Origin of the sequence: Methylobacterium sp. ap11 (genome assembly GCF_900110515.1) — a bacterium.
GTDB lineage: Bacteria > Pseudomonadota > Alphaproteobacteria > Rhizobiales > Beijerinckiaceae > Methylobacterium > Methylobacterium ajmalii.
The window spans coordinates 1-18,001 of the sequence record NZ_FOEB01000016.1 but is presented as its reverse complement, the minus strand read 5'-3'; the positions used below and the strand labels follow the sequence as shown (position 1 = coordinate 18,001).

12 protein-coding genes, 1 tRNA gene and 4 pseudogenes are annotated in these 18,001 nt (G+C 61.1%); 10 read left to right on the top strand and 7 right to left on the bottom strand.

Annotated features, from left to right (window positions below; all coding sequences use genetic code 11):
- Positions 1-13: 13 nt before the first annotated feature.
- The 4 genes from BMX97_RS32975 to BMX97_RS21100 all read left to right on the top strand — a co-directional run bounded on the left by BMX97_RS32975 (position 14) and on the right by BMX97_RS21100 (position 6,179).
- On the top strand, positions 14-187 hold the full coding sequence (locus BMX97_RS32975; protein WP_177202300.1) for a hypothetical protein: 174 nt from the start codon (positions 14-16) through the stop codon (positions 185-187).
- Positions 188-254: 67 nt separating this feature from the next.
- On the top strand, positions 255-650 hold the full coding sequence (locus BMX97_RS21110; protein WP_091753240.1) for a hypothetical protein: 396 nt from the start codon (positions 255-257) through the stop codon (positions 648-650).
- Between the two features lie 83 nt (positions 651-733).
- On the top strand, positions 734-898 hold the full coding sequence (locus BMX97_RS32970; RefSeq protein ID WP_177202299.1) for a hypothetical protein: 165 nt from the start codon (positions 734-736) through the stop codon (positions 896-898).
- Positions 891-6,179 carry a phage tail tape measure protein gene (locus tag BMX97_RS21100; RefSeq protein WP_091753238.1) on the top strand — a complete coding sequence of 1,763 codons (5,289 nt, stop codon included), beginning with the start codon at positions 891-893 and terminating at the stop codon, positions 6,177-6,179. Before BMX97_RS32970 ends, BMX97_RS21100 begins: the two co-directional genes overlap by 8 nt.
- Positions 6,180-6,279: 100 nt before the next feature.
- Here BMX97_RS21100 and BMX97_RS21095 read toward each other — a convergent pair whose 3' ends face one another.
- Positions 6,280-6,459 (bottom strand): hypothetical protein, encoded by a 180-nt coding sequence (locus BMX97_RS21095; RefSeq protein WP_091753237.1) that lies wholly within the window; start codon positions 6,457-6,459, stop codon positions 6,280-6,282.
- 464 nt (positions 6,460-6,923) lie between these two features.
- Between BMX97_RS21095 and BMX97_RS21090 the strand changes: the two genes are divergently transcribed.
- Complete coding sequence (locus BMX97_RS21090; RefSeq protein WP_177202298.1) at positions 6,924-7,127, top strand: ribbon-helix-helix protein, CopG family; 204 nt, start codon at positions 6,924-6,926, stop codon at positions 7,125-7,127.
- A gap of 148 nt (positions 7,128-7,275) precedes the next feature.
- Here the strand turns inward: BMX97_RS21090 and BMX97_RS32250 are convergent, their stop codons facing one another.
- Both BMX97_RS32250 and BMX97_RS21080 read right to left on the bottom strand, forming a co-directional pair.
- Entirely contained in the window at positions 7,276-7,809 is a 534-nt protein-coding gene (locus BMX97_RS32250; protein WP_143074672.1) for a hypothetical protein, read from the bottom strand.
- A complete protein-coding gene (locus tag BMX97_RS21080; protein WP_348273130.1) occupies positions 7,809-8,063 on the bottom strand; it encodes a helix-turn-helix domain-containing protein in 255 nt (84 codons plus the stop codon). Before BMX97_RS21080 ends, BMX97_RS32250 begins: the two co-directional genes overlap by 1 nt.
- 80 nt (positions 8,064-8,143) lie before the next feature.
- Between BMX97_RS21080 and BMX97_RS21075 the strand changes: the two genes are divergently transcribed.
- Complete coding sequence (locus BMX97_RS21075; RefSeq protein ID WP_244538561.1) at positions 8,144-8,455, top strand: hypothetical protein; 312 nt, start codon at positions 8,144-8,146, stop codon at positions 8,453-8,455.
- 326 nt (positions 8,456-8,781) lie between these two features.
- Here BMX97_RS21075 and BMX97_RS32965 read toward each other — a convergent pair whose 3' ends face one another.
- Together BMX97_RS32965 and BMX97_RS32245 are read right to left on the bottom strand one after the other, a co-directional pair.
- Positions 8,782-8,967: a hypothetical protein gene (locus BMX97_RS32965; RefSeq protein ID WP_177202296.1), complete on the bottom strand. Its 186-nt coding sequence runs from the start codon at positions 8,965-8,967 to the stop codon at positions 8,782-8,784.
- 271 nt (positions 8,968-9,238) lie between these two features.
- A complete protein-coding gene (locus BMX97_RS32245; protein ID WP_143074671.1) occupies positions 9,239-13,243 on the bottom strand; it encodes an NACHT domain-containing protein in 4,005 nt (1,334 codons plus the stop codon).
- An 84-nt stretch (positions 13,244-13,327) separates the two neighbouring features.
- Between BMX97_RS32245 and BMX97_RS33835 the strand changes: the two are divergent.
- Together BMX97_RS33835 and BMX97_RS21070 are read left to right on the top strand one after the other, a co-directional pair.
- Positions 13,328-13,701: pseudogene (locus BMX97_RS33835) on the top strand (transposase); the annotation flags it as partial.
- A gap of 222 nt (positions 13,702-13,923) precedes the next feature.
- Positions 13,924-15,582, top strand: a pseudogene (locus BMX97_RS21070) (ISL3 family transposase).
- 471 nt (positions 15,583-16,053) lie between these two features.
- On the opposite strand, the gene BMX97_RS21065 reads toward BMX97_RS21070, so the two are convergent.
- Positions 16,054-16,131 (bottom strand) — tRNA-Pro (locus BMX97_RS21065).
- A gap of 344 nt (positions 16,132-16,475) precedes the next feature.
- On the opposite strand from BMX97_RS21065, the gene BMX97_RS32960 reads away from it, so the two are divergent.
- Positions 16,476-16,640: a hypothetical protein gene (locus tag BMX97_RS32960; RefSeq protein WP_177202297.1), complete on the top strand. Its 165-nt coding sequence runs from the start codon at positions 16,476-16,478 to the stop codon at positions 16,638-16,640.
- A 36-nt stretch (positions 16,641-16,676) separates the two neighbouring features.
- Here BMX97_RS32960 and BMX97_RS21055 read toward each other — a convergent pair.
- Positions 16,677-16,981, bottom strand: a pseudogene (locus BMX97_RS21055) (integrase core domain-containing protein); the annotation flags it as partial.
- A gap of 44 nt (positions 16,982-17,025) precedes the next feature.
- Here BMX97_RS21055 and BMX97_RS21050 point away from each other — a divergent pair.
- Positions 17,026-17,907, top strand: a pseudogene (locus BMX97_RS21050) (helix-turn-helix domain-containing protein); the annotation flags it as partial.
- Positions 17,908-18,001 lie beyond the last annotated feature (94 nt).

Here is an 18,001-nt window from a genome sequence, read left to right as displayed (position 1 = left end):
CCGCCAGCGCGCGGTGGCCCTCGCCCCGATCGTCGCCGAGCTGCGCGCAGCCGGCGCCACCAGCCTGCCGCGCCTGGCGGCCGGCCTCACCCGCGCCGGCATCCCGGCGCCCCGGGGCCCGGTGTGGTCGCACGTCGCTGTTCTGCGGATGCTGAAGTTGATCCCTGCGCCAGAGGCCGGCGCGTAAGTTGACAACGGTATTGAATAGAGCTGTACAATAACCATTTCTCCGGTAGCACCCCGGAGAATGTAAGATGACGGCAACTGCACCAGCGCCGACCCTCGACGTAAACATCGGCGACAAGTCGCATCAGGTCCTGATGTCGTTCGGCATGTTGAACGAGCTGGCCGAGTTGGTCGGATCGATCGAGCAACTGCCCGCGATCGACTTCGACACGCACACCCGCACCACCACCCTGGAAGTCTGCCTTGCCTCGCGCGACGAGCGCGGCCGGCGCGACCCCGAGTGGTTCCTGCCGCCGGCCCTCACCGTCGAAGCGGCGGAAGCGGTGCTCGACTTCGCGAAGGAGCACCTCTTCGATTTTTTCGTCGGGCGACTGGAGAAGCACCTGTCCAGCCTCCAGGCGAACGGGACCCGACTGAAGGCTGTCGGGTCGTCGCTGAGTGGTTCGGCGGCCTCAGCTTCGTAGACACCCTGATTTTCACGCTCGGCGTCAAGCCGAGCGCGCTCCCGGTGATCTACTGGTCTCACACCTTCGAAGACCTCCGGCGGATGACCGACATCAGAGTCCAGTTCGAGATGGTGAAGGCCATGTCCTTCACCGAGAGCCTTCTCTACACGGCCGGCCAGATCTTCGGAACTAAACGGCCCGAGTTTGCTGACAACCTTACCAGTATGAGCGACATGCTGGCATTCGCGAAGATGGTAAATGGCTGACGACAACCAGATCAACATCGATCTCGCGATTGATGATGCGAGCCTGAGCCCCGGCCTCCAGCGGATGGCACGGAGCTTTGTCGAGGCGACACAGGCCGCCAGCCGGCTGCGCGAGGTGCTCGCGGGCGCGGCGCGGGACAATGACGCTCTGGCGTCGTCGGCAGCCAAGGTGAAGGCTGAGCTGTCCGCGCCCGTCCAGGCCGGGCTCCGGGATCAGCTCCGCCAGGCCGAGACCGACCTTCGGGCCGCAACCGCGGCCCTGACGGTTGCCCGGCAGGCCGCTTCGGCGCCGTCGCCCGCACCGGCTTTCGGCGGTGGCGGTGGCGGTCGGGGCGGGGCCGGTGGAGCTGGTACCGGCGGCCTTCCTCCGGGTGCTGGTGGTGGCATCCCTCCCGGTGCGGGCGGCGGTGCGGGTGGTACCGGCGGCCTTCCTCCGGGTGCTGGTGCCCCCTGCAGCCTGTTCCAGCTTCAGGCTCAGATCGCGGCCAACTATGCCGCCATCGGTTCTGGCATCACCGTACTTCGGACCGGGCTTCAGCAGCTCACCGAGTTCGACGACCGCCTGAAGCAGTTCCAGGCCATCACCGAGACCACGAATACCGAGCTGGCCGGCTTCCGGGACCAGCTCCTGAGCGTCGCGGCCACCTCGCGCTTCAGCGTCATCGAGCTGGCCAACGTCTCCATCCAGCTCGGCCAGATCGGCCTTTCGGCCCGCGGCGTCGGCCAGACTCTGAAGCCGGTGCTCGACCTAGCCGCCGCGTCCGGGTCCACCCTCCAGCAGTCGGTGGAGGCCATCACCTCGGTGCTCGGGGCCTACAATCTGGAGGCCAGCCGCTCGGGCGACGTGGCCGACGTGTTCGTGGGTGCCCTGAACCGCACCAAGCTCGGGATGGACCAGCTCCAGCTCGGCATCAGCTACGCGGCCAACGTGGCGCGCGACAGCGGCGTGTCGTTCACCGAGCTGACGGCGGCGCTCGGTGGCATGGCGCAGGCCGGCATCAAGTCGGGTTCGACGCTCGGCACCGGCCTCCGGCAGTTCATGCAAGAGCTGACGGCACCGACCGACAAGCTGAAGGGTGCGCTGCGCGACGCCGGCCTGTCCATGGCGGACGTGGACCTGCGGGCCAACGGCCTTATTGGCGTGCTGGAGAACATGCGTCGGGCTGGCTTCACCACCGCCGATGCGCTGCGCTCCCTCGACCTGCGCGCCGCGGCGGCGTTCGCGGGCATGCTTGGCCAGCTCGATACCATCAAACGGCTCGGGGGCGACCTCACGCTGTCGAGCGCGGCGACCGAGGGCGCGGCCAAGGCCAACGAGAGCCTGACGGCCAGCCTCACCCGGTTCAACAACGTCGCCTTCGGGGTGCTCGACAAGAGCCTTCGGCCGATGATCACCGGGCTCACTAGCGCGGTGGACGGGGCCGCTGCGCTCACCGCCGCCGCCGACAAGCTCGGCGTGGTGCTCCCCATCGTCGGCACCGGGCTCGGCACCATCGCGGTGGCCGCCGCCGGGTTACGCCTCGGGGCGCTCGCGGCCAGCCTCGCCCCGCTCCTGGCGGGCCTCGCCAACCCGGCGGTGCTCGCCATCGCGGCGACCGGCGCGGCGATCGGTGGCGGGGCCTACCTCGCCCGCATCCTGTCCGACACGGAACGCGCCAAGGCCGCCCTGGACCAGGTGCGCGCCGTTCGCAACGAGGTGCTGTCCGAACAGCAGTCCATTGAGACCGGCATCTCGGGCGTGGACCAGCAGCTCGGCCTCTTGCTGGAGCGCCGGGAGAAGCTGAACGCTGATCCGGTCCTGCGACGCATTACCATCCTGGAGGCGCAGAAGGCGTTCGGTGAGCTCGGGCTGTCCATCTCGGCCAACGCGGCTAGCATCGATGAGCTGATTGCGGCCTACCGCCGGCTCCGCACCGAGCTTCAGGGCCAGAACACCGAGCTGTTGCAGCGCCAGTTCGCCGTCACTGCGAAGGAGCTGGACGCCCTGGTCACCAAGGGCAACGTGGATCGGCGCTCGGCGGACCAGCGCATTACCGATGCGCTCGGCGGCGGGGCTCCCGAGTATGCCGACCCCCGATATCCGGTGCGGCCGGTCACCGGCCCCCGGACGGATGACGCAGCGCTGGCCCGCGCCGGCCTCACCGCGCTGAAGCCCCTGCTGGACGTGATCCGCAACCCGACCTCGCTCGGCCAGGACGATCCGCTCGGGGTGTCGCGCTATCAGCAGCTCATCCTTGATGAGCGCCAGCGCCTCGAGCGCGAAGCCGCCCCGCTCCGGCTCAGCGGCGCCAGCCCGGTGCGGCTCGCAGGGATCACCGAAACCCTGGACCGTCTGGACAAGATCGCGGCCCTATTCGCGGACGCGGTGAAGACCAACAGCAACGCGGTGGCGGCGCAGGGCAAGCTCACCGAGCTGTCGGCCCGGGCCGACGTGTCGCGCCTCCAGCAGGCCCCCGAGTTTCAGGCCTTCGGCCAGCGGGCTGCCGACCTCCAAGCGGGACTGGCCGAGCGCAGCCGGGCGGTCGACGCGGACCGCGGCCTGTCCGGCACCGAGAAGAAGGACCGGATCGTCGCCGCGATCCGGGAGACGCAGGGCGACGCCGCGCGCCTCGAGGCCGAGTTCGGCCGGTACCTGGACGGTCTGCGGGCAGCCGGTGCGGCCGACAAGACGGTCACCGAGGCCGGTGCCCGCATCGCGGACCAGCTCAAGAGCCTCCGGCGCGGCGTCACGAAGGAGCTGGATGAGATCGCGTCCAGCATCCGGCCGGACCTGACGCGGGAGCTTCAGGCCGAGCGCAAGGCCACCGCGGCGCAGATCGACACGCTCATGAAGCGCGCCGGCACCACGCGCGACGCGGCCGAGCCGGGCGAGATCGAAGCGCAGGTGAAGGCCCTGGTGGAGCGTCAGCGCGCCATCGCCCGGCAGCTCATCGAGGCTGAGACCGCCAACCCCGATGAGGTGGTGAACCGGGCCGAGCTGCGCGACCGCCTTGCCGCCGCGAATGAGGAGCTGGACGCGCGCCTAGCCGGCTACACCGACCGCTTGGTGGAGGCCCGCAAGCGGGTCACCGAAGCGGTGCTCGCGTCGCAGGAACGGGCGCTCGGCCGGCAGAAGGCCGTGATCGACGCACAGGTGGCGCAGCTCGACAAGCAGATCCGCGACCCGGCCACCACCGTGGACAAGGCCGCCGAGCTGGCCGCCAAGGTGCGCGAGCTGTTGCAGCAGGCCATCGGCATCGTGGACCAGCAGGGGCAGTTGCGGGTTGCCCGGGAGGCGGTGAGCGCCCCGGTCGGGTTCAACCGGACCCCGGCCCTGTCCGAGAGCGCCAACGCGGTGGCGCGCCAGGTCGCGGACGCGGCGGAGGGGGCGGGCCGGAACGACCGGCTGCGGACCTTGCTCCGGTTCGGGTCATTCGAGAGCGACTTCAACCCGCAGGCCGTCAGCTCCACCGGGGCGAAGGGCGTGTTCCAGTTCACCAGGGGGACGGCGGCGGACTTCGGGTTGTCGGACCCCACCAACGTGGCTCAGTCGGCCCTGGCCGCGATCCGGTACTTTGACCAGATCGACAAGACCCTTCGCTCGAAGGGCCTGAACCTGTCCGACGACAACCGCTATGTACTCTACAACCACGGTGAGGGCGGAGGCTCGGCCCTGCTAGCCAACCCCGGCAAGGGCGCGGTTCAGGCCTTGATTGATGCCGGGGTGGAGGCGGGCCGGGCGCGGCAGGCCATCACCGCCAACGGCGGCCGGGCGGACGACACGTCGGCCGAGTTCGTCACCCGTCTGCTGGCCGCCTTCAACGCCAAGGCCTCCCGGGCCGACCGCCTGGCGGCCCCCACCGGGGATGCGCTCGATGAGGGCGAGGCAGCCAGCCGCAAGGCGCGGGCGGAGGCTGCGGCGACCGAGGAAGCCAACGCTCGGGCCATCCGCCAGAAGCGCCTGGCGCTGGACCAACGGCAGCTCGCCCGTGACGAACAGGCCCTGTCCGACCGGCTGTCGCTCGACAAGCGGGCCGTGGGTCGGACGGCCGACCTCGCGCCGGCCTCCCGCACCATCAACGACTTGGCGGCCCTCCGGGATAAGGAGTTGGAGCGGGAGAAGGCCAGCGACCGCTTCACCTCCCTCGCCCCCGATGAGAAGACGGACCAGGTGGCGCGCATCCAGCGCAGCTATGCCGACCGGGCTGCCAGGCTGGTGGAGGAGAACGCGAAGGCCATCGGTGAGGCCACGCTGAAGACCTACCGGGAGGAGGCCGAGCGCACCAAGGCCCGGGCCGACTTTCTGAAGGGTGAGGAGACCTCGGGCAAGGTGTCAGCCGGTGAGGTGCAGGCCGCCGACACCGCGGCGCGCCAGGCTGCCGACCGGCTGAAGCTGGAGGGCCAGGCCGCCGCCGTGCGGGCGGAGGAACTGGCGCTGGAACAGCAACTCGCTCAGCTCCGGGACAAGGGCTTGGTGTCCGAGACCGGGCGCGCGGCGATCCAGGAGCGCATCACCGAGCTGAAGAAGAAGGAGGCCGAGTACGCGGCCAACGCGGGCCTCCAGCGCGGTGTGGAGGCACGGAAGGACGACTTTGGGGCCGCGCTCAGCCGCGGGTCCCTCGACTTCTTCACGTCGGCCGGGATGATCGACCGCAAGACCGGCGAGTTCAAGACGGCAGCGCAGGAGATGGCCGGCTACTGGCAGCAGGCCATGGGCGGCATGTCGAACAGCATGACGAACCTGTTCACCGGGCTCGCCTCCGGCACCATCAAGGGGAAGGACGCCTTCAAGACCTTCGCCACGTCGATCCTCACCGACATGCTCCAGATCGCGAGCAAGGCCGCCTCGAACGAGATCATGAAGGCCCTGTTCGGGGGCCTGATGGGTGGCAGCTCGGGCGGCGGGTTGCTCGGCAGCATCCTCGGTGCTTTCACCGGAGCGCCGGCCGCGCCCGGCATGGCGACCGGCGGCCTGGTCACGGGCGGGGTACCGAACCGGGATAGCGTTCCCCGGACCCTCATGCCTGGTGAGTTCGTGCTGAAGCGGAGCGCGGTGGACGTGATCGGCCGGGAGAGCCTGGACCGGATGAACGCCATGGGTGCGGGCGTGATGGCGAAGGCCCCGCAGGTGGAGCCGGCCCGGTTCGGGAACTCGGCCCGGGCCGAGACCAGCGTCTATGTGGTGGACCGGGACCAGGTGCCGCCGCCCGGCCCCAACGAGATCGTCCACATCATCGGCAGCGACATTCAGCGCGGCGGGGCGATCAAGCAGCTCATCAAGAGGGTATCGGCCGGCGGGTAGTTGACCGGCCCGAGCAACGATTCCCAGACGATCCCGAAACGATGTCCTCAATCGTTTCGGGATCGTAGGAGAAGGCCGAGCCCTGGCCGCGGCCTGGCCCTCAATCGGTGAGGCGCGCCCGAGCCTTCCGGGCCTCCGCCAGCAGGCGGCGCGCGTCATCGTCGGAGAGGCCACCGATCCGGGCCTTGCCCGAGAGGTGGTCCGAGTAGAGGAAGGCCGCGGTCACCACCGAGAGGGTGGCGTGCTCACGGTCATGGTTCTGAGCTGAGGTGGTCGTCATCGCATATGGCTCCGCTGATGCGCCTGGAGCGCGTCAGTCGTTCGAGTTGCCGCCGATGCGATGCGACGCGCTGTGACACGGGTGACCCCGGCCGTTGAGCGTGCGGTAGTCCGGTCATTGAGCGCGCGGCTGATCAATGCGCTCATCCACCAAGGGTGCGGTGGCCCTCAATGGAAGGTCTAGGGGACCCTCGGCCCGGTGTCCAGTCTCTCCATCTGGAGCACCGTCCGTCTGGTCGAGCGGGCAGGAGGCCAGCGCGGGTTGCATGCGGAAATCATCGCGCGATCAAGTTGCATAGGTCTGGCGCAGCGGTCCGAAGTACGAATCGTACAAGTAAAAATATCCAATATCATTATGCGCTCTACATCGAATTAGTTCCTTATGATATAAAAAATAAAGATCTTTCTGCCAACCATATTTGTGATTAACATCGGATTTAGACCACAATGCTATTATGGTGTATCATGAGCAACGAAGACGAAGGCGATAAAAAGCCGCCCCTAAAAGATAAAAAGGGAATCCCGGCCGCAGGAAATGTGAAAATAAAGACGCTAATCTATCGAGATTTGCTCAAAGGCATTGAGGCTTTTGCAAGGCAGCGCGGCATATCTCGAAGTGATGCGATCGCAATAGCAATAGATGAATACATAAAAAGCTTCAAACAATAATATAACAATATTAAATCTAAAATATATTCAGATTTTCGCCTCGCATTCCAAGGGTATATTTAAGTTATTACTATATATTTTATTAACGCCTACGACGTGACTCTCGCCGCGGCATTGCCGTTCGTCAAACGGCGTCAGCGCTGCCCCCCTAGACGAATCGGACTCGCAAGCTCTTGAGGGTGAGCGGGTCCACCAGGATTTCGCACTCCTGTCGGGTCTGATAGGCCCCGAGGATTGCACCTTTCGCGACTGTGGCTGAGACCAGAACGGGATCGGGGACCACCATGCCTCGATGCCCTTTGGTGAACGTGAGGGCCGTTGCCTTCTCTGTTGTCCAGGCAAGGCCCATTGTCCTGTCCATATGACACCCCCGGTAGATCGTAATGCGGTCCGGCAAGGCCGCGTAGAAGGTGCGATCCTCCACTTCTATCAAGTGGTCACAGGGTCGCTCATCGAAATCAGACAAATATTGGCGGAAATCTCGCGCCAACTCTAGCAAATTGTTGCGCTGGCACCACGTATCATCACAGATATTCCACGCTTGATGGAAGCCAGACCAAAACAGATCCGGCTTTGAACTAAGCTCCGAACCATGCCGACCAGTCCAGTCCAGGAAGGCCGCCAAGCGCGTTTCTGAGTTCACTCCCGGCCCGTTCAGGGTCCTAAGCAGAGCCTCAATCATCAAACTTCTTCCCCACGGTCCCGCAGGCGTACGCCCGGGCCGCCGCCCGTGCTGGTGCTGCCCTCGGCTATAAGCGCCACGCCGGCAGCTTCGAGGGCTGTCGCCAACTTTCCCATGGCATCCGACGAGACGGCGCGGCGCTCCTTCTCGAAATCGACCACGGTGGACAGGCCAACACCAGCGGCTTCCGCGAGCTGCGGCTGTGTCCAGTTGAGGAGGGACCGGGCGGCCCGGCACTGAGCGGCATTCATCATTTATCAACATTTTCTGTTGACGACCCCATCGGCCGCTCATAGTTATATCAACATAAAATGTTGATGAAAAGGACGCCTCAATGACCTCTCGCCGTACCCTCCACTGGAACGTCGCCCTCCACAGGATGAAGGCCGACCGCGCCGACCGGCAGCCGGTGCGCGAGGAGCGGTTACGCTCTGGCGCCACCGGCGACCTCACCGCGTGGCGGGGCCGCTCCGGGCGCCGCTATGTGTGCAGCGTCTATCCCGCCAGCGCGGCCGGCGACCTTGCGGGCGATGCCGCAGCCTTGGTGCTGGCGGTGGCCCGCAACGCGGCCGGCGCCGCGGCCTTGCTGGCGATCGGCAGCTGTCCCGGCCGGCGCGACCGAGTTGCACGTCCATCGCCTCGCTGAGACCGCTGACGACCGCGCCGCCTCGGTCGCGGACCTCGCCCCGCTATCGGTGGCCGAGGTGCTGGACGCCCTGCTCACCCTCTACGCGGCGCCCGGCACTTGGAGCCGCCAGGGCGGTGGCGGCTTGGACCTCGAGGCGGCCCTGTACCGGCTGATCGGCGACCCCGAGGAAGCCGGCATCGGCGAGGGTGAGGCCAGACGGCGCGAGGCGCTGGTGGCCGGCACGTTCGAGGCCTGCGGCGCTGACCTGATGGCACTTGAGGCTGCCGCGCGCCGGCAGGACGTGGTGGTCGCGGTGCTGCGGGCTGGCCAGCGGGCGCTACCGCTCAGCCTGGCAACCCGCCTTGAGCGGCAGCGATTTCCACCACCTCCAGCACGGTCGGGGCGACAGGGTATTGCTGCCGCTCGAGGAAGGCCTTCGCTGCCGCCAGCCTGTCGAGGGCCGGGCTTGGCCGGCGGTACTGCTCGACCATGAGGTCGGCAGTCAGGGCGAAGGCCAGCTCCTCAGCCAAGGCGGCCACTAGCGGTGCGGCCTCGGATGATGTGTTGGGGCGCTGGACAGCGCGGGCTCAGCAGCTGAGGTTAGAACGCTGAGCAATGTCGCTTGTGGGGTCGTCCCGCACCAGCTCCAACCCGAGGTCGAAAGCCAACCGTATGCACTGCAGGCTGGCCGGGATGGTCTGCCGGTATAGCAGGCGAACAACGAAACTGAGGATCGCCTGCAAACGCAGCATTACAGCACCACAACCTATATTGTGTTGCGTAAGTTTTAAGATACGAGGATCATATAGGGCGCGGCAACATCAGATCATTATAAATATCAACCTCCAAAAGTCTCGATTTTGTTTTTTCTGTCTCCTCCAGCAGAACTTTGTAGCAAGTTTCGATGTCAGCTTTATTTGTTGCGTTGGAATTATATCTGTGAAGACATAAATTTCTTATGCTATAAGCCAGCCTTGTACGACCGGCAGGAGGATGATCTGTAAGATATTTAATGACAGAAACAGGAGTATTTTTTACGTACGACGCATCAAAACCGACACCCGCGGCAAGCAGGAGAACTGATATCGCTTCTTTTATAGCACCCGTATCATCATCCATAATATTAAGATCAGTCTCGTATACCCATCCTAAATCAAACGGTCGATAGCGACTATTATGGATGCATGCAACAATTAGTACGAGCATGAAACGCCGACTGCAGTCCTCAAGGTAAATATCCACAAACTTCTTATACCATGATGAATCTAAGTTAATTATCAAATCGTGCCCAATAACGATTTGCTTAACTAGTGAAATAATATCCTCGTTAGAATGATGATTGCGGAGCATCCGGATTAAAGCAAAATATAAGTTATGAAACGACGTAATATTATGCTTGTTAACTAATTTGCTTTTCAAGAATTCTAACAAATCCCATGTTATCGCAGTAACATCACGCGAGCGAAGATACCAGATCAAAAAATTATCAGCGACATGTCTATTTACAGAATGATTTTTCCTGAAAAATAACAAATAATTAACGATATCTTGTGTGCGCTGAGATCGAAACTCGTAATTTTTTCTTGCCACTTTCATAACGGGTCGAAGGAATTCGGCAGGAAATATGGATATATCCTCGTCAGAGGGCATGAATCTATCAACCTCGACACCTTCCTTGATCCATTTGCTTTCTTTCGCCTCCCAATCAGATCGAGAGCCAAATTTTTCATCGAGAATCAAAGCCATGAAGTCGGCCGACTCAGCACTTAAAGCGCGCAAAGATAGTGCAGACAGTAATATCCAAGGAAACTCAGCAAGTGGCAGCTTAGATGGGTTGAGAGAAATAATTAATTTAATGCAATCTATTAGGTTATCCTTATCAGGGTCTTGTGAAAATTTTTGCACGCGCGCCATTATAATCCAATCAGAGTGCGCGAAGGGGGGAGGATCTTGAATAGAGATGACTTCCGATAACTTTTTGAAAATGTACACAGCGTCCGTAGGCGACCCGTCAGATAGACATAGTCGTGCATGAGAAACTGGTGCCTCCGCTAGGCCAATTGCTTCATATATATCAGCGGTATTGGGATGAGTTTTATCTGAAGCGGCGATATTGTACGACCATCTTCTTGCGTCAACAATGCTTGTACTCCACAAAGCATCTCTCAATTTGCTGGAGAGCGCTTCATTGACGGGTATCAGCTTTCTGGAATTGATAATCTGTAGCAATTCTAATGGATCATCAGCAATATAAGCGTTTAACTGCGAAGAAGCCCACTGTTTTATCAGCATGTCTTTGGATTTTTCCATTAATATTAGGAGACGTATCACATTAAATTTGCTGTAATCACCACCAGAGATTATAATTTTACTAATATTACTCTGTATCACTTTGATTGTAGACTGATCAATAATTTTTTCGATTATATAGCAAGCGTCGACGTTTGGCGTTCCAAGGATATTCAACGCACGGGCCATAAGATTCCGCTTTGAGGCGGGTGCAGTACCTGGCACACCATCGGCTAGCATTTGTGCTGCCAACAAACTTCCACTCGCGACTATTGAGTCTTCGTTCGTCCTATCTCCTGCGTTGAGAGAATCTAGAATTGCAAGGACGTCATCTCGCATGGATTCCAATTCGGCTGAAGAATAAACTTTACTACATGCTATCTTAAAAACATGCAGCCAGTGAGACATGCCCGCAATTTCTTTAAGCCTTTTTCTAATTTTATCTTGCGGACTCGCCATTATACGAGCTGCTGCCATAAATTCCTGGAGTGATCTAACGTCAAAAGCTATCTGATGGGCGGTGCGACATCTCAAAAATACAAGACGTGTGGTTGCTAAAAGTACAATACGTTCGGTTAGCGCCTCCAGCTCTACATCATATCCTGACCTAGACAAAGTATCTCGAATCAAATTTGCGAATTCATCTGGCTGGAGAAACGGGTTTGCGCTGCCGATTTTTTCTCCTCTCAGATGTAATAGGTACCCCACTTCGTAATGAAGCCAATCTATTTCGCTACGATACTCCCCTATGAGTCTGCCATTCTCGCCACCTTTCGAAATTTCTCGATCTCTTAATATTTCATAGTAGCGAATAAACAAAGTCCACCGATCTTTCGGTATATTATTCCGCGTTTCGACTAGAGCAAAAAGCAAAGAAACTTGAAGCGGGCTGGTCATAAGAGGCGCAGTAGCCTCTAACTTTGAAGCGTGAGCCAAATTATCTACTATTTCTTGCCGTCTAATATCGTCTGAAACAAGAATATTTGCTAGTTGTTGTCCAAACCTGAGTGCGTCCTCAGTACTCAAATCAGCCATATGCCAATGAGACCAGTTTTTTTGGCTTAATTCATACTGATAACCCTGAGGTCTGCTTGTTACAAGTATAAATGTATCAGATTTGAACTCATATATAGAGTCGACTAGCTCGTTTATTGCTTCTATTACATCAGACCGATTGCCTGAGTGAGGTATTTCATCGAGTCCATCTAGAATGAATATTGTAGGAGCGACAGATAGCCAATCCAAAACCGCAGTCCGGGTAACTCCCTCACTGCCGCCATTTATAGCTGCGCGAGCATGGTCTAATATGGAGTATTCTTCATGGTGTCCAGTATTTTTGCTCAAAATGTCAGCATATGCCGGCAAATCAATGAGAAATGGGAAACGAGCGGGACCGGTGAGAGGTATATTTTCATGCTCAGCACGAGATAGAACGGAGCGAACAATATCTCTAATTTCCGGCGTATTACCAATCTGTTTTTCGATTAACCGCGCTCTATATATTTGAGCTATGTATTGACTTATAGTAGATTTTCCTTGACCTGGTCCTCCCATCAACACTACTCTATTTCGATCTCTGGGTCTATTCTGAGACTCGACCGATTCTAGATCAACAGAAAATTTGTCTGCGCATCTTTCGACAATAGATCTAACAATCCTATTATCTTCCGATTGGTCGTACTCGATATCTTCAAAATCTACTTCGTCGAAGTTTTCATCTGAAGTTTCGTCATCATGAGTTTCGGTCTCAACTCCATCAACTGAGATAATCTCGTCATCAAAATCTATCATTTCAAAATCATCGAGTAGACTAGATATGTCAATTGGCAAATCGACGAATATCTCATCAAGAACAATTCTTTTCCCAGTTGTTTGCCCTGCATCTTTGGTTTTAATATCCCGACTTTTGCGAATCTGCGATCGCAGATATCTTGGCAAGTATGATTCTATTGGTTGACCTTTGAAATGTGATAGTGCCGCTGAGAGTACATCTCCAGGCGTGATAAAGAAATTATAATTTAATCTAACTTGTGGTTCACTTTCCAATATTACGCTCAAAGAGTCCTGGTGCCAAAGTACGCATGATTTTATCCCGAGATTTTTTGATCGCGTTGCAAGGTGTTTTTCTACGCGGTCGATTCCACCTTCACCCTTGCCGTCGCTTGCTGCCGCAGCCGCACTTAAACGCGTATTTGTTGCAATTATGTAGTAATCGGGTCGCCGTAGAGATCGCTTAGGGTTGGCAAATTTATCCATCTCGGCATCAATTTGTCGGATGAGCCAGGCGGCATTTTCAGGTGATTTTCCTACGTTTTCGTGGAATTTTGCTTGAACAACTACATATCCACTCCATTGTTCTGATTTATTTAGTGAAAAATTTCCCTCGAACGTCGCTTCACGTGCGCCATCCTTGCCTGCACCAAAAATCTGTGTACTCAAGCCAAACTTTGCGACCGCTAAAGATTGTATGAATTTCTCAAACGACTGCGTCGAGAAGCGAGAAAAATCGTACGTCAACCCAAAATCTCCCAGATCCCAAAGATCGCTCGTGTAAGTTGTGACTCGAGTCGAATTTTGTATCAAGGGACAAAAGCAAAATCCTTGCACTCAGGCGTACCCGTTAGCGACGCTGACCTTACCCGCAAGAGGCGGTCCTATGCAGCCTGCCTGGGCTGCCCTGAGGGGCGGTGCTCGTCCCGCGGCTGCCCGCTCAGTCTTGGGCAAGCCGCTCCTGGTGCCGGCCCCTGCATGCGACCTTGGATGCCAATTTAATAGTGTCGCGCACCGGCTGCGCATGGTGCCATCTACCCGACAAGTTCCCAAATGGAGTACCGTACCCGCTGGTTCCCGGGCTAATCGAAGACGAGCGTGTGCGTGCAACTGGCCCACGCCCTTACGATGGCTGGCTGCGATCCAGCTCGCCGCGTAGTCGGGCGCGAGCACTAACCGACACCGATAGCTGCCTGCTTATCGCGGTAATTGCCCTGTTGCCGGCCAAGCGGCGGAAGAACGCCATCCAGACGAAGACGCGCTCGACCACCTATTGACGTGGCAGCAGGACGAAGCCGCGCTTGGCCTAGGGCAACTTGACTGGGATTGGGATTACCCCGTTTCTGGGTCTTGCTCACTTTGCGTCGATGGCGGTGGATTTACCCAGGCCGATGATGGGTTGCCCCACCTTCCCCATCGTCGGTGGCATGGACATTCCCCTCGCCATCCTCGAATGCCGCGTCGCACGGTTTGTCGAGCGACACGAGGATCACCTCGTCGTCCCGATGCGACTGGACACAGCCGGCGGCCGGTGCCCCGAGTGCGGGCATGCGAGCCGGTCCGTCCAAAGCCGCTACCACCGCCATCCCTCCGATCTGCCGCTGTCAACATCGCAGACCAAGCTCCGCATCCAGGTGCGGCGGTTCTACTGCCTCAACCCGACCTGCCGACGCCGAACCTTCGCGGAGACGCCTACGAACCTCCTCGCACCGCGCGCTCGGCGCACGCGGCGGCTTGGCGAGGCGCAGGCCAGGGTCGGCCTCGCTTGCGGCGGTGCAGGCGGCGCGCGTCTTCTCGCGCACCTCCACATGCCGGCAAGCCGCGCGACCGTGCTGCGGCTCGTCGCCCGCATGCCGATGCCCGACACGCCGGCTCCCATCCGGGTCGGGATCGACGACTGGGCGATCAGGAAGGGCAGCCGTTACGGCACGATCGTCGTCGACCTCGACCGTCACCGCGTCGTCGATCTCCTCCCGGATCGCACGGCACCCACGGTGGCCGGCTGGCTCGAACGGCACTCCGGCGTCGAACTCGTCGCCCGGGATCGCTCGACCGAGTATGCCCGAGGCGCAAGCCTCGGCGCTCCCCAGGCGCAACAGGTCGCCGATCGCTAGCACCTGCTCACCAACATGCGGCAGGCCGTCGAACGCTGGCTCCACGGCGCCCATGCCCGGTTGCGCAGCCTGCCGCTCCTCCCTGGCTCGACCGTTCGTCCCGCCCAGCGCGACCGCGCCTTTGCCCGCTCTACGGCGGAGTTGGAAGCGGGGGCACAGAGCCGAATGCGATGGCAGGTTGTCTACGACGAGGTCCGCCATCGGCACGCCGGCGGGGAGCCCCTGCTCGCGATCGCCCGTGCCCTGAGGCTGGCTCGTGCGACGGTGCGCAAGTATGCCAGGGACGAGACGTTCCCGGCGCGGTTGCCTCACGGTGCCGGGCCGAGCCTGCTTGATCCGCACGTCGCATACTTGGCGAGACGGATCGACGAGGGCTGCGAGAACGCCATTGCCCTGTGGCGCGAGATCCGGGAACGGGGCTATCCAGGGACGAGCCGGCAAGTGCATCGCTTCGTCGCCGAGCGACGAACGAGGCCGGTCCGATCAGGCCGCAAGGCCCGCAGTGCCAAGGCTTCCGCATCGGAGCCGCCTGGATTGGAAGCCCCGTTGCCGCCAGCACGGCAGCTGGCGTGGCTGCTCGTGCAGCCGACCTCGGTGTTGGACGAGAGCGAAGCGGCTGTGGTGAGCCGCGTCGAGCAGGACGACACCGCGCGGGCCGTCACGGGGCTGGCCCGCCGCTTCACCGCACTCGTGCGCGCCGCCGGGAAGGGCAAGCCCTTGGCCGATGATCAGGACGCCGCTGCAGACATCGAGGCTTGGATCACGAAGGCCCGGACCTGTGAGGCTCCTGAGATCGCGACGTTCGCCTCAGGATTAGAGGCGGACATCGCTGCCGTCCGGGCTGCTCTCAGGGAGCCATGGAGTAGCGGCCAGGCTGAAGGCCAGGTCAACCGGCTCAAGCTCATCAAGCGCCTGTGCTACGGACGGGCAGGCCTCGATCTCCTGAAGCGCCGCATGGTTCTGGCCGCCTGATCCACGCAAAGTGAGCAAGAACCACCAATCCGGGGCAATCTCACCGCAGCCAGCCTTGGGCCTGATACTACACGGTCTGCTACGGCGACCGGTCGTGGGACATCGCGCGCCACGCCACGCTGTCACGAACCACATGGCGTAGCCCGCAAAACACTCATATAAGCTATGCTCGCGCTGGGCAGCGGTCCCAGGTAAGGCACGATAAGCGCCCATTCTGCATCGCTTATCATCGCATCGGTAGGCGCGGCGCTGCTACATCCCTCCGAAAGTGGTTCACCCGCTGGTCCGCAGCAGCCTCTGGGCTTGACACCGCCATACCAGGACTTCTCGTTCTGGTCACCCAGGGGCTCCCCGCAACTTGGAGGGGCTACCGCATCTCGATTTCAAAGATTGGCTTACTGTCAGCTTACCAATCCCAATTTCCGGTAAGCCATCAGCACTTGCATTCCCGGCTAAGTGCTTGATTTTGAATGGTCGGAGCGAGAGGATTCGAACCTCCGACCCCTAGTCCCCCAGACTAGTGCGCTAACCGGGCTGCGCTACGCTCCGACGCCCCTTAGGGCCTGGTCGATCTAGCTTTTCGGTTCCGGTCGCGCAACCCCCTTTTTTCGCGCCGCTGGTGACGAACGGCGAACAAACGCGGCTTCCAGAGCAGACGGTTCCACGGAAGTCCCACGCGATGTTCCGCGCTCGTTCCAGCGGGGTAGGGGCCTCGCGCGCGAGTCGCGAAGGGCTTACAGACGGGGATGGCATCGACCATCCCGGACGCCGTTCTCTCCTGATCCCGCGGCCTCGACAGCCTCTCCCCGGGCGTCGTCCCGTGCTGCGGCCTGCGACCCGACGAGTGACGCGAGACCCATCGGCTGTGCGGCGAGTTCGTCGAGCGGTGGGGGGTGCAGGCGCACGCGGCAGGCTGGGACACGCTGCACCTGTTCGGGGTGTTGCCGACCCTTGGCGCCATCCGCGGCGATTTCTGCGGAATGCTGATTCCGCCGCCCCTCGACGTGCACGAGGTCACGGCCGAGTGGACCAAGATCGGAAGGGCCACCGCCTACTGAACCGCCCCAGGTTTTTCGGAGGCTGATTGGCTTGGGTCAGGCGGTGAGGGCTTGGTCGCCGACGTGGGTATGATAGCGCGCTTCGGCCTCGGCGGGAGGGACGCTGCCGGTCGGCGCGAGCAGGCGACGGTGGTTGGACCAGTCGACCCACGCTAGGGTGGCGTACTCGACCGCTATGATGGAAGCGCCACGGGCCACGCCGATGGATCACCTCCGCCTTTGAACAAGCCGTTGATCGTCTCCGCCAAGGCGTTGTCGTACGAGTCGCCGACGCTGCCGACCGACGGCTCGATGCCCGCACCGACCAGGCGCTCGGTGTACCGTAGAGCCAAGTATTGGGTGGATTCAAGTGATCGTCGCAACGGCTTGGCGGAGGTCGGTTGTGATGGCAGGTCGGCGGCGTTCGGATCGGTGTCTTCGAGAGAAGCTGCGGTCACCGGGTCGTCCCGGGGTTGGTTTGTGCGCGACGCGGCGGGAGTACTGGGCGTTCATCGCCCAAGGTCTCTCGAGCGAGGACGCAGCGATGAAGGTCGGGATCTCGCCACCGGTCGGCTCGCGGTGGTTCCGGACAGCAGGCGGGATGGCACCTTCCCACCTGTCGCCATCATCCAAATCGCCTTCTATGCGCTACCTGTCGTTGGCTGAGCGTGAGGAGATCGCGATACTTCAGGCGCAAGGTCACGGGGTCCGGGAAGTCGCTCGGCGTCTGGGACGGGCGGCATCGACCATCTCGCGCGAGTTGCGGCGCAATGCAGCGACCCGCAGTGGCGGCCTGGACTATCGCGCCACGACGGCGCAGTGGCACGCTGAACGCGCGGCACGCCGGCCCAAGCCAGCAAAGCTGGCGGGGAACGCCGCGCTGCGGACCTCCGTGCAGGACCGGCTCGCCGGTGCCGTAGCGACACCGGGCGGGAGCGCTCTGCCTGGACCGAGCGTTGCCTGGACGGGACGGCGGCACGGGCGACGCCAGAGCCGGCGATGGGGTCGATCCTGGAGCCCGCAGCAGATCGCCGAGCGCCTGCGGCTCGGCTTTCCGGACGATCCGACGATGCGCATCAGTCATGAGGCGATCTATCAGGCGCTCTACATTCAGGGCCGGGGGGCGCTGAAGCGTGAGTTGACCGCCTGTCTTCGCACAGGACGGGCTTTGCGCGTGCCGCGGGCCCGCTGCCTGCGCCGCGGCAAGTCGTTCGTCACCCCCGAGGTGCTGATCAGCGAGCGTCCGCCCGAGGTGGAGGATCGCGCGGTACCGGGTCACTGGGAGGGTGGGATTGCCCCGTTTCTATGGACGGCTACGGGGCTTGGCTGACCGGGGTCTCGGTTGCGGGTTTTGGGCGATGCTCCTGTTCGTAGACGAGGGG

Bases quoted from the DNA above. Each gene is read 5' to 3' on its own strand.
- BMX97_RS21110 (WP_091753240.1), top strand. From the start codon at position 255: ATGACGGCAACTGCACCAGCGCCGACCCTCGACGTAAACATCGGCGAC.
- BMX97_RS21075 (WP_244538561.1), top strand. From the start codon at position 8,144: ATGACCTCTCGCCGTACCCTCCACTGGAACGTCGCCCTCCACAGGATG.
- BMX97_RS21100 (WP_091753238.1), top strand. From the start codon at position 891: ATGGCTGACGACAACCAGATCAACATCGATCTCGCGATTGATGATGCG.
- BMX97_RS32250 (WP_143074672.1), bottom strand. From the start codon at position 7,809: ATGATTGAGGCTCTGCTTAGGACCCTGAACGGGCCGGGAGTGAACTCA.
- BMX97_RS21080 (WP_348273130.1), bottom strand. From the start codon at position 8,063: ATGATGAATGCCGCTCAGTGCCGGGCCGCCCGGTCCCTCCTCAACTGG.
- BMX97_RS21095 (WP_091753237.1), bottom strand. From the start codon at position 6,459: ATGACGACCACCTCAGCTCAGAACCATGACCGTGAGCACGCCACCCTC.
- BMX97_RS21090 (WP_177202298.1), top strand. From the start codon at position 6,924: ATGAGCAACGAAGACGAAGGCGATAAAAAGCCGCCCCTAAAAGATAAA.
- BMX97_RS32970 (WP_177202299.1), top strand. From the start codon at position 734: ATGACCGACATCAGAGTCCAGTTCGAGATGGTGAAGGCCATGTCCTTC.